General features: G+C 67.3%; 8 protein-coding genes. 4 read left to right on the forward strand and 4 right to left on the reverse strand.

The genetic code is table 11. The features are described 5' to 3' along the window. Positions 1-140: 140 nt before the first annotated feature. Positions 141-860 (forward strand): response regulator transcription factor, encoded by a 720-nt coding sequence (locus AC6CR5_RS00860; protein ID WP_024068372.1) that lies wholly within the window; start codon positions 141-143, stop codon positions 858-860. On the opposite strand, the gene AC6CR5_RS00865 is transcribed toward AC6CR5_RS00860, so the two are convergent. Both AC6CR5_RS00865 and AC6CR5_RS00870 read right to left on the reverse strand, forming a co-directional pair. After that, the gene (locus AC6CR5_RS00865; RefSeq protein WP_498085200.1) at positions 842-2,278 is read right to left on the reverse strand and encodes a sensor histidine kinase; all 1,437 of its coding nucleotides are present in this window, start codon (positions 2,276-2,278) and stop codon (positions 842-844) included. The genes AC6CR5_RS00860 and AC6CR5_RS00865 overlap by 19 nt on opposite strands. Before the next feature lie 98 nt (positions 2,279-2,376). Then, positions 2,377-4,341 (reverse strand): bifunctional diguanylate cyclase/phosphodiesterase, encoded by a 1,965-nt coding sequence (locus AC6CR5_RS00870; RefSeq protein ID WP_498085201.1) that lies wholly within the window; start codon positions 4,339-4,341, stop codon positions 2,377-2,379. Positions 4,342-4,932: 591 nt separating this feature from the next. On the opposite strand from AC6CR5_RS00870, the gene AC6CR5_RS00875 reads away from it, so the two are divergent. From AC6CR5_RS00875 to AC6CR5_RS00885, 3 genes are read left to right on the forward strand one after another with little or no spacing between them, the layout of a single operon-like run. After that, positions 4,933-6,342 carry a putative bifunctional diguanylate cyclase/phosphodiesterase gene (locus AC6CR5_RS00875; protein WP_373563279.1) on the forward strand — a complete coding sequence of 470 codons (1,410 nt, stop codon included), beginning with the start codon at positions 4,933-4,935 and terminating at the stop codon, positions 6,340-6,342. 35 nt (positions 6,343-6,377) lie between these two features. Continuing rightward, positions 6,378-7,445 carry a chorismate synthase gene (aroC, locus tag AC6CR5_RS00880; protein ID WP_054516577.1) on the forward strand — a complete coding sequence of 356 codons (1,068 nt, stop codon included), beginning with the start codon at positions 6,378-6,380 and terminating at the stop codon, positions 7,443-7,445. 45 nt (positions 7,446-7,490) lie between these two features. Then, on the forward strand, positions 7,491-8,330 hold the full coding sequence (locus tag AC6CR5_RS00885) for a M48 family metallopeptidase (protein WP_006387937.1): 840 nt from the start codon (positions 7,491-7,493) through the stop codon (positions 8,328-8,330). A 158-nt stretch (positions 8,331-8,488) separates the two neighbouring features. Here the strand turns inward: AC6CR5_RS00885 and AC6CR5_RS00890 are convergent, their stop codons facing one another. Continuing rightward, positions 8,489-10,471 carry a bifunctional diguanylate cyclase/phosphodiesterase gene (locus tag AC6CR5_RS00890; protein WP_006387938.1) on the reverse strand — a complete coding sequence of 661 codons (1,983 nt, stop codon included), beginning with the start codon at positions 10,469-10,471 and terminating at the stop codon, positions 8,489-8,491. 17 nt (positions 10,472-10,488) lie between these two features. Further along, positions 10,489-11,172, reverse strand: coding sequence for a transglutaminase-like cysteine peptidase (locus AC6CR5_RS00895; RefSeq protein WP_085941773.1), 684 nt, complete (start codon positions 11,170-11,172; stop codon positions 10,489-10,491). Positions 11,173-11,220: the final 48 nt, after the last annotated feature.

Genomic DNA, 11,220 nt, shown 5'->3' on the forward strand with positions numbered 1-11,220 from the left:
GCGAAAAATCGCAGTTTTTTTCTCTGCAATCATTCGTTTCCATTGTAAAAGTCGTAAGATTGTCGCCTGCGGGACACTCAGGATGGCATGCCTGTCACTGGGGCATTTGTCGACAATTTTCAATATAAAGCACTCTGAATATGCCTGGCGCAGATGGTTTGCTGTGTATCGGCCTGCTTGAGGATGATGCGGACTTCCGGGAGGAGTTGGCGTTGGGCCTGGGCGGGTACGGTTTCCGTGTGGCGTTCGCCTGTGACAATGCCGCGGCGTTTTACCGCCGTTTGCAGGAGCAACCCTGCGATATCGTCATTCTCGATGCCCATCTTCCCGGAGAGGACGGTTTTTCAGTGGCGACGCGCCTGCGGGCGCTCAGCCCCGTCGGCATCGTCATGCTGACGGGCCGCAGCGCGCTCGAAGACCGGGTGCGCGGCCTGGAAGGCGGCGCCGATGTCTACATGACCAAGCCGGTCGACCTGCTCGAACTCAGTTCGGTCATCCGCAGCCTGGCGCGCCGCATGCGCCTGGCCAAGGCGCCACGGCCGGTCGATGCTGAAACCCGCGCGGCCGCCGACACCTCCTGGTCGTTGCAGGACGGCGGCTGGATCCTGGTGGCGCCGGACGGCGCCTCGCTGCACCTGAGCGCCCAGGAGCGCACTTTTCTCATGGCCTTGATGGATGCGGCGGGTTCGGCGGTCAGCCGCCAGGCATTGGCCGAGCTGTTCCTGCCCGACAGCCCGGGCGGCTTCGAACTGCGCCGTATCGATGTGCTGGTGAGTCGCTTGCGCGCCAAGGCGCAGAGCGCGGGCCTGAAGCTGCCGGTGTTGTCGGTGCGCGGACAGGGCTACGTATTCGCCGCCTGATCGCGCTCGCCCGGCGCGGGCGCCCGGGCGGGCAGCGTAATCACGAAACGCGTGCCTACGCCCACTTCGCTTTGCATCGTCAGTGAACCGCCCTGGCTCTGGCAGATGCGCCGCGCCAGGTACAGGCCGATCCCCATCCCCTGGGTCTCGCGATGCGCGGCGCGACGAAAGCGCGGCTCGAAGATGCGCGCCTGTTCATCCGGGCCGATGCCCGGGCCGCGGTCGGTCACCGCTACCCATGCCATCGGCGCGCCGTTTACCTCGACCTGGCCGGTTTCGATCCGGATCGGTTCGCTGGCCGGCGAATACTTGACGGCATTGTGGATCAGGTTGCGGACCACCACGCTGGTCAACGGGCGGTCGCAGTACACCGGCAACGCATCGCCGCTCGTCTGCAGGCGCAGCGCGTGGGCGGTGTCGGGCTGCATGGCCATGACGACGTCGCTGGCCAGCTCGGACATGTCGGTCAGTTCGCCGCGCGGCGTCCAGGCCTGTTCCCCGAGCCGGTCCTGGTTCAGCAGTTGCTCCATCAGCTCGGTCATCCGGCTCACCGACCGGTGAATGCGGGCCAGGCGGTTATCGACGGTTTCGCCGCTGCCGGACAGGATCATGTCGAGCGACTGGGCGGCCGCGCTGATCGTGGCCAGCGGCGCTCGCAGTTCGTGCGAGATCAGGGCGTTCATCTGGCGCTGCGAGTCCAGCGCGCTCGCCATTTCCACCAGCCGCAGTTCACCCTGTACCAATTGGTCGGCGTCGGCCCTGCCGTGGGGGGCGGCCGAGCCTGTGCCGCGCTGGGCCAACCCGGCCAGGAGCAGGGCGGCCAGCACCAGCAGCAGCCGCGCCAGCGGCAACACCAGGGAGCCGTCGCCGGGCACGAATCCGGCGTCGCGCGCCAGGATCGCGATCGACAGCAGATAGGCCAGGCCCAGCGCCGCCGTCGCGGCCCGTTGCGGGCCGGATCGCGCCGCCGCGGCCAGGAACCACAGGGCCAGTACCGCGCTGGCGGTGGCGCCCGCGCCGGCGATCAGCGCAGGCGCCATGCCGCCGTCACCGTCATAGACGAAGATCAGCGCCAGCGCTGCCACGCCGGTCAATGCGATGCAGGTCCAGTGGCAGGCCGCGGCCAGCCGCGAGGCGACGGGGCGGCCCGAGATCAGGGGAATGGACAGGGCCAGCAGCGCGGCGTACGAACCTGCCTGCAATGCGCCGGCGGGAAACAGCGCCGGCTGGGCGCGCAATATGCCTTCGACCAGCGCGAATGCCAGGCCGGCGCCAAAGATCGCCGCGCGCGAATAAATCCAGGCGACGGCGCAGGCCGCGGCGCAAGCCACGGCGATGCCTGCGGCAAGGCCGATCTGCAGGTCTGGAGGGGAATGGCCGGATCCGGCGGCCAGGGCGGTGCCTGGCCAGAAAAGCACGGCGCCCAGCCATTCCGGCCAGGCGGATCCGGCCGGACGGGCGCGCGGCGCGCGGCGCTGGCGCGACCGCCAGCGGGTGCGAAGAAACAATCCTTCCGTCAACTAGAAACCCATTGTTGGTCAGGCGCGAGGTCGTGCGCGCGGGCGAAGTTTACGACAGCGCCACGAATCGCGCGGACACCGATTTGCTCCAGGATGGCGCGGGTGGCTTCGTCGGGCACATCTTCGGCGTATACCGACATCCGCAGGGATACCGCGGTGGCCACGACGGTGGCCGCCAGGTGCTGGCTGCCCGGGCTGTGCAGGATGCCGGTGACGAAGCCGCCGCAGAGCTTCACGTAGGACAAGGGATATTCGTGCAGGTGTTCCATCGCGCCGAACTGCTGCGACAGGCGCGACAGGCCGATACGGCCGCCGCCCTGGCTGACGATCTGGCACAGTTGGCGCATGTCGGCGCCGTGCTCCACCAGCGCCGCGGCATCCACTTCCAGGATCAGCCGTGACGCCTGGGCCGGCCGGTCGGCCAGCATGCGTTCCAGCCTCGACAGGAAAGCGCCCTGCGCCAGCGAGGCCAGCGAGACATGCACGGTAAGCGCGTCGGCATGGGTGTAGAGCCAGTCCAGCCCGAGGCGGATGGCCTGGATGTCGCATTCCGCCGACAGCCCCAATCGCACCGCGGGTGGCATGAAGATCGAGGCCGGCACCGGGTCCGCGCCTTCGGCATCGTGCAGCGTCAGGCTGGCCTCGTAATGCAACGGGGCGCCGGACACGTCGGCCAAGGGTTGCACGGACAGCGAGAAACGGTGTTGCTCCAGCGCCGTGGACAGCGCGTCGTGCCAGCTGTATTCGCCGATGCGCGTACTGTCGGCGGCCTGGCTGGCCGGGGCGATCTGATCGTCGTCGGCGCTTTCCGCGCACATCAGCGCATGATCCAGCCGCGCCAAGGTGTCGCTGATGTTGTCGCCGGGCGTGAAGGCCGCCATCGCCAGGGCCCAGCGGCACCAGCCGTGTTTGTCCATCGGCACGCGCAGCGACCGCAGTTCATGCCGCACGCGCTCGGCCAGCAGGCCGGCCTGGGGCGCCGAGGTGCGCGGCATCAGCAGGGCGAAGTCCGAGCCGCTGATCCGCGCCAGCGTCATGTCGCCATCACCGCCGCCGTCGACCAGCTTGCGCAAGCGGTCGGAGGAGGAGCGCAGCCATTGGTCGGTGAAGGCGCGCGACAAATGCCGATTGATCTGCGCCAGGTCGCGTTGCCGGAACATCAGGATGTGCCCGCCGGCTTCGGGCGCCGGGTCCGCCAGGGCCTGGCGGAAATGGTCGATGAAGTACTTGCGGTTGGGCAGGCGGGTGACGGCGTCCCGATGGATTTCGCTCTGCAGCGATTCGATTCGTGCGTTCTGTTCCTGCACCGTCGCGGCGACCTGGCGCTGCGCGTCGACCAGGGCCTGGTCCGTCAGTTCGCCGGGGCGGCCGGGCGCGCCGCCATCCGACGCCTGCGCGCGTGCCCGGTCGTGGATCTCCCGGGCGGCGCGCGCTTCGATCCAGCGCAGCAGGTTGGCGGCGAACAGCACCCAGAAGACGGCCGCGGCCAACGTCAGGCCGATGACCCGCACGCCGCCCTGCCACAGCGTGTCGCGCGCCAGCCGGGCGTCGGCCTGGACCGTGACCGTGCCGAGCCGGCGGCCGTCGGGCGCCTGATAGGGCCGGGTGGCCGCTGGCGCTTCCATCGCCAGCCAGCCGTTGCGCCAGTCACGCGCCAGGTCCGGCCGGTCGGGCGCGGGCTTGCGCCGCTCGACTTGGGTGTCCCCGTTTTCTCCCGTGATCCGCACGAGGGCGTAGGCGCCGGCCGTGAAAAATTCGTCGGCCAGTCTGGCCTTGTCCTGGACGCCGGTCGCGTCGTGCGACAGGGCCCAGGCCAGCGCGTTCGCGCCGACCTCACCCTGCTGCGCCAGCTGGGTGTTCAGATAGCGATGGGCGGCCAGCATCCCCAGGGCCTGGGTGCCGAGCAGGATGAGGGCAATCAGGAGGGCGGTGCAGAGGATCAGCCGGCGTAGTGTGGACATGGATCAAGGCTTCCCTTCGTGGCCTGCACCGTTGCCGGTGCCGTTCGATGCCGGCCTGCCAATGAAAGGGGGGAACGTCAGGCCACGCAAGTGCCCGATTGGGAAAAATGCTGGATAAGAAACGTGACACACGTTACTAATACCTCAGTGTCGCCGTGTACGCTGTAATTCCGTATGTCACAAAACATACAGAATATTACGAAGTCAGCAGCGATATCAGACAACCTGTGCAATTATTTCGCTCGTGATAATTGCCCGGATGACAACTATTGAGACAGGCCGTATTAATTTTCCGGCCCGGGGTGTCGTAGTAAGGGCACGGCATGGCGCAATGGAGCGGCCAGCGACTGCTATCCAAGGACCGTCATGACCCCTCGCGAGCAATCAGATCAGGGCAGGAATCGAAGGAAAGGGAGCGCGTTGCTTCTGAAGTGTGGCGTTTTTTTGCGAAAATAATGCATAATTTAAAAAATGTTACAGCCCTTGGGTTTCTTTCCGGACCACAACGCCAAGGGTTTCTAGATAGGGGGCTCCGTGCGTGAGAGTTACCTGCTCGCACTGTGCCTGACGCTCGCGGGCGCACTTGCAGCGATATGTTTGTTCTTCGTCCGCCGGGAACGCGTCCTGCGCGGACGATTGACGCGTGACGAATTGACCGGTGTCCTGAGCCAGCAGGAGCTGCAGCGCCGCGCGCGCGCCTGGCTGAACCAGGCCGAAAGGCAGTCGGGCCGAGGCATTTTCGGACCCCGCGGCTCGGCCCAGGATGAGCGCGAATCCCTGGGTATTTCGCGTGCCCGCGCCGGCTCTCGGGGCATCGGCGCCTTTTTCCTGGTCAGCTTCGACCAGTACGCCGAGATCAGCGCCATGCTGCGCGCGGGCGAGGACCAGACGCTGTTGGTGATGGTGGCGGACCGGCTCAGTCTGTTGACGCGCGCGCTCGGTGGGATGGTGGCGCGTACCGGCACCGACGCATTCACGGTGTGCATTCCCGACGTGGATGAAGTGGGCGCCGCCCAGGTGTCGGCCAAGCTGCTCGAGGACCTGTCCGTGCCCTATGAACTGGGCGGTCGGCCCCTGATCGCGGTGTTCCGCGTGGGGGCGGCGTTGTATCCAGACCACGGTCGCAGTGTGGAAGAGCTGCAACGCTGCGTGCAGGTCGCGATGGTGCCGCTCAAGGAGCGCGGCGGGCCGGGCTGGAACATGTTCGATTTCCGCCTGCTGGCGCGCCAGCGCGATCAGCAGGGGCTGGAGAACGACCTGCGGCTGGCGCTGACCACGGCGGCCATGGACCAGTTCGAGTTGTACTACCAGCCGGTGTGTGACAGCGGCACCGGCGTGGTGCAGGGCTGCGAGGCCCTGTTGCGTTGGCACCACCCCGAACTGGGCAGCGTGTCGCCCGCCGTGACGATCGAACTGGCCGAGCGCAGCGGCCTGATCGTGCCGCTGGGCGCATGGATCCTGGAGCGCGCCTGCTCGCAGGCGGCGCTGTGGCCGCCCGCCTGGCGCGTGCACGTCAATCTGTCGGTCAAGCAGATGAACGAAGACAGCCTGGTGCAACTGGTTTCCGACGTGCTGGCCTCGACCAAGCTGGCGCCGCGCAAGCTGGTGCTGGAGATCACCGAGTCGATCTTCATCCTGCATTACGAGCGGCACGTGAAGATCCTGAACACGCTGCGTGCCAAGGGCATCGGCGTGGCGCTGGACGACTTCGGCTGCGGCTATTCCAGCCTGAACCATCTGCGCCACCTGCCCATCGACTGGGTCAAGATCGACCGCAGCTTCATCTCCGCGCTCGAGTCCGACGCCGGCAGCCGCGAAGTGGTGTCGGCGTTGTTCGGGCTGTGCCAGGCGATGCACCTGCCGGTCGTGGCCGAAGGCGTCGAGACCGAGGGGCAGCGCGAGATCCTCAAATCGCTCGGCTGCCGCGTGATGCAGGGTTTCCTGCTGGGGCGTCCGGCGCCGGCCGCGGAAATTCAGGCTTTGGCGTCGGCGGTGTCATAATCGGGGTTGCTTGCAAACCCACCTGTTGACTTCCTATGCCCGGCAATACCCTCGGTACTCTGTTCACCGTCACGAATTTTGGCGAATCCCACGGGCCGGCCATCGGTTGCGTCATCGATGGCTGCCCTCCCGGGATGCCCCTGGAGGCGGCCGACATCCAGCTCGAACTGGACCGCCGCCGCCCCGGCACCTCGCGCCACGTCACCCAGCGCCAGGAAGCCGACCAGGTCGAGATCCTGTCCGGCGTGTACGAGGGCCTGACCACGGGCACCCCCATCGGCCTGCTGATCCGCAACACCGATGCGCGCAGCAAGGACTACTCCAACATCACCGACACCTTCCGGCCGGGCCACGCCGACTACGCCTACTGGCGCAAGTTCGGCCTGCGCGATCCGCGCGGCGGCGGCCGGTCGTCGGCGCGCCTGACGGCGCCCACGGTGGCCGCGGGCGCCGTGGCCAAGAAATGGCTGGCCGAGCAGTACGGCGTGAAGGTGCGCGGCTACATGAGCCAGCTGGGCCCGATCGCGATTCCCTTCGTATCCTGGGACGAAGTTCCGAACAACCCGTTCTACGCGCCCAACGCCGAGGTCGTGCCCCAACTGGAAGCCTACATGGACCAGTTGCGCCGCGATGGCGATTCCGTCGGCGCGCGCATCGAAGTGGTGGCCGAGAACCTGCCCGCCGGCTGGGGCGAGCCCATCTACGATCGCCTGGATGCCGACATCGCCCACGTGATGATGGGCCTGAACGCGGTCAAGGGCGTCTCGATCGGCGCCGGCTTTGATTGCATCGCGCAGCGCGGCTCCGAGCACGGCGACGAGATCACGCCGGACGGTTTCCTGACCAACCACGCCGGCGGCGTGCTGGGCGGCATTTCGACCGGCCAGCCGGTGACGGTATCGCTGGCCATCAAGCCCACTTCCAGCATCCGGGTCGAGCGCCGCTCGGTCAACCGCGCCAACGAACCGGTCATGGTGCAGACACTGGGTCGTCACGATCCCTGTGTCGGCATCCGCGCCACGCCCATCGCCGAAGCCATGCTGGCCCTGGTGCTGATCGACCACGCGCTGCGCCATCGCGGCCAGTGCGGCGAGCCGGGCTGATACCGGCCGCATTACCGAGTTCCTGACCGTTTGTAGGAGGCTGGCATGAGCCTAGACCGCTATCCGTTGCGCCGCATGGTGGCCGCGCTGTCCCTGGCGACCCTGGCGGGCTGCACGGGGATGAACACCACCCAGTCGGGCGCCATCGGCGTCAATCGCACCCAGTACATGTCGAGCATGGTGCCGTCGCAGGCGCTGGAGCAGGAAGCAAACCAGCAGTACGCCGACATCATCAAGCAGGCGCAGGCCAAGAACCTGCTCGATCGCGATGCGCAGCAGGTGGCGCGCGTGCGCGCCATCTCGCAGCGCCTGATCGCGCAGACCGGCGTGTTCCGCCCCGATGCGTCCGCCTGGAAATGGGAAGTGCACGTGCTGACCAGCGACGAGGTCAATGCCTGGTGCATGCCGGGCGGCAAGATCGCCGTCTATACCGGCCTGATCAACAAGATCAAGCCCACCGATGATGAACTGGCGGCGGTGCTGGGGCACGAGATATCCCATGCGCTGCGTGAACATGCGCGCGAGCGCGTGTCGCAGCAGATGGCCACCAACCTGGGCCTGCAAGTGCTGTCCATCGCCACCGGCTCGAGCGCCGCATCGGACCTGGGCGGCAAGCTCAGCGACGTGATGTTCACGCTGCCCAACAGCCGCACGCATGAAACCGAGGCCGACCGCATGGGCGTCGAGCTGGCGGCGCGCGCCGGCTTCGATCCGCGCGCGGCGGTCACGTTATGGCAGAAGATGGGGGCCGCCGACAATGGCAGCGCGCCGCCCGAGATCCTGTCGACCCACCCGTCGGCGGCCTCGCGCATCACCGACCTGCAAGGGGCGGCCCAGCAGGTGCTGCCGCTGTACGAGCAATCGAAGGGGCGCGCGGCGCGCTAGTGTGCTGTCCCGTAGATGCGTGCGTATGACGAAATTCATCCCTTGGCGTCAGGGCTAGGCGCAAACCGCAGTGCTACCCGTAGGTATCGCGAGGATTTGCAACGACGCCATGGCGTCAAGGGGTGGATTTCGTGCGGGCGTATCTGCGGGACAGCACACTAGTGCATTGCCGGCGAGGCCGGCAGTTTGACGCCGGGGCCGCGCATCACGCGGATGCCCAGGTCGGCCAGGATGCGTCGCGTTTCGCTGTCCGGCACGTCTTCCGCGTAGACGTCGATGCGCAGTTTACGGGCGGTTTCCAGCACCGAGGCAGTCAATTGCTGGCTGCCCGGGCTTTGCGACATGCCGCCGACGAAACCGCCGCCCAGCTTCACATAGGACAGGGGCAGGGTGTGCAGTTGCGCCACCGCGCCGAACTGCTGCGCCAGGCGGCGCACGCCGATATGCGCGCCGAACTCGGTCGCCACCCGCGCCAGCGTGGCGATCTGTTCGTGGCATTCGACCAGCCCGTGCGCGTCGATTTCGAGAAACAGGCGGCGCGCCAGCGCCTTGCGTTCGGTCAGCAACAAGGCCAACTGGCGGAAGTACTTCTGGCCGCGCAGCGAGGGCAGGGCGACGCGCAACGTCAACTCGCCATCGTGACTGGCGAGCCAGTCCAGCCCCAGGGCGACCGCCTCCAGGTCGCAGTCGGCAACCAGGTCCAGCCGCACGGCGGGCGGAATGAAAAGCGTGGCGGGGATCGGCGCCTGGTCGGCGGCGATGCGCAACATCAGCATGGCTTCCGTGCGGATGGGCGCGCCGCTGGCGTCGCACAGCGGCTCGGTGGCCAGCTCGAAACGGTGCGCTTCCAGGGCCGACAGGATGGCATCCTTCCAGGCCCGTTCGCCCGACTCGGACGGCGACTGGGCATCCGCCGCGCCGGCGATCACGACCTGGTCATTGCCGGCGCTCTCGGCCCGCATCAGGCCGAAATCGAGCCGTGACAGCACCGGGCCGGCCTGGTTGCCGCGGCTGTAGTCGGCCATGGCCTGGGCCCAGCGGCACAGGTGGCCTTCACCCACCGGGATGCGCGAGGCGTGCAGGTCGGCTCGCAACTGCTCGGCGATCATCATGGCCTGCGGCGCGGCGCAGCCCGGCAGCAGCAAAGCGAAATCCGATCCGTTCAGGCGCGCCAGCAGCGGATCGGCCACGTGCAGGGACTTGAGCGAGGCCTGGATGCGTTCGCAGGCGGTGCGCAGCCACTGGTCGATGAATTCGCGCGGCATGTGGCGGTTCAGGTCGGCCAGGTCGCGCTGGCGGAACACCAGCACGTGGCCGCCGTCGATGCCGGTGCGGGCCGATGCCGGGCCGGCGGCGGGACCGGCGTCGAGCGCGCGGCGGAATTCGTTGACGAAATACTTGCGATTCGGCAGGCGCGTGACGGGGTCCTGGTTCAGTTCCAGTTCCAGGGATTCGATCTTGGCGTTCTGTTCCTCGACGCTGGCGTAGACCCGTTCACGGGTCTGGTTCAGCGCCTGGACCACGCCGGACAGCTCGGGCACGCGCGCTTCCATCTGCTGCGGCGGCGAGTCCTGGCCGATGCTGCGGACGTGGTCGCTGACCTCGCGCAACAAGCGGTTCTTGATCCATCCCACCAGCGCGAAGGCGAACAGCGCCCAGATCAGGCCGGCTCCCAGCACCAGCGCGATCATGCGCAGGCTGCTGCGCCACAGGGCTTCCCAGGCGTAGGCGTCGTTGGCCACCAGCGTCACTTCGCCGATCTGGCGCCAGCCGTCGCTGACCGCGTGCGAGGCCGAGCGCGCATCCAGCGGCGCCAGCGCGCGGAACCAGGCCGGCACCGAGGCCGCCGTGGCGGTCGACTGGCGTTCGATCAGGACCTTGCCTTCCGGGTCGGCCAGCCGCACCAGCGAGAAATGGCCGCCGTCGTACAGCGCCGACACCAGCAGTTCCTGCACCACCGGGTCATTGTTGGCCGGCTGCGACAGCGACAGTGCCAGCGACACGGCGGCGTCGGTGGCCTGCACCTGCAATTGCCCGGACAGGTATTCGCGCGCGGCGTTGACGCTGAGCGCCAGGGTGCCCAGCAGGATGACGCCGATCGCGAGGGTTACGCTGAGCAGTAGCTGTCGAAGTATGGACATAGTCTTGGTTCCGGACGTCAGGGGCGTATGCCTTCCCGTTCCATGCGTTGGAGTAGATCGCGCCAGCGGCTGAGACGGTCAACCGGTGCGGCGGGTTTGCCGTCGACGTAGACGCCATCGGCGTTGAAGCTGAAGACCGGCGTCAGGTCGCGCCGTTGCGACGCCGGCAGGATGGTCGAGACCAGGCTGTCCAGCACCAGCGGTACCGCATTGGGTGTTTCGTAGTAGCCCAGCACCATGTGGGCGATCTGGCTGCTGCTGGCCGGGCCGCCCACGCGCGCGCGGACATAGATGAAGCGCAGTTTGTTGGCCGGCACGCCCATCGACAGCAGGGTGAAATACTTGCCGATGACATAGTCTTCGCAATCGCCCGCGCCCTTGCCCAGCGATTCGAGCGGGGTGGCCCAGTAGTCATCCTTGCCCCAGATCGTGATGTCCTCGCCGGACAGCAGTGCGCGGTTCCAGAAATCGTTGGCCAGCGTCAGCCGGTCCTTTTCCAGCGGCGGCGCCGCGCCGCGCAGCAATTGCAGCCAGTTCGTCACCGCCTTTGCGCCGCGCGCGCCATAGCGGCTGGCCGACAGGCTTTGCAGCTTCTCGGCGTTGATCTCCAGGGCGGAACTTCCGCCCCAGCCGCAAGCCAGGCAGAGCAAAACCAGTCGGCACAGATTCAGCGTGGCGCGGAAACGGCGGGTTGATCGCATGAAACGGATTTTCACATTTTTCCGGGTGATCCAGTGGATATCCGGAAA

Source organism: Achromobacter sp. EG18, assembly GCF_059759395.1.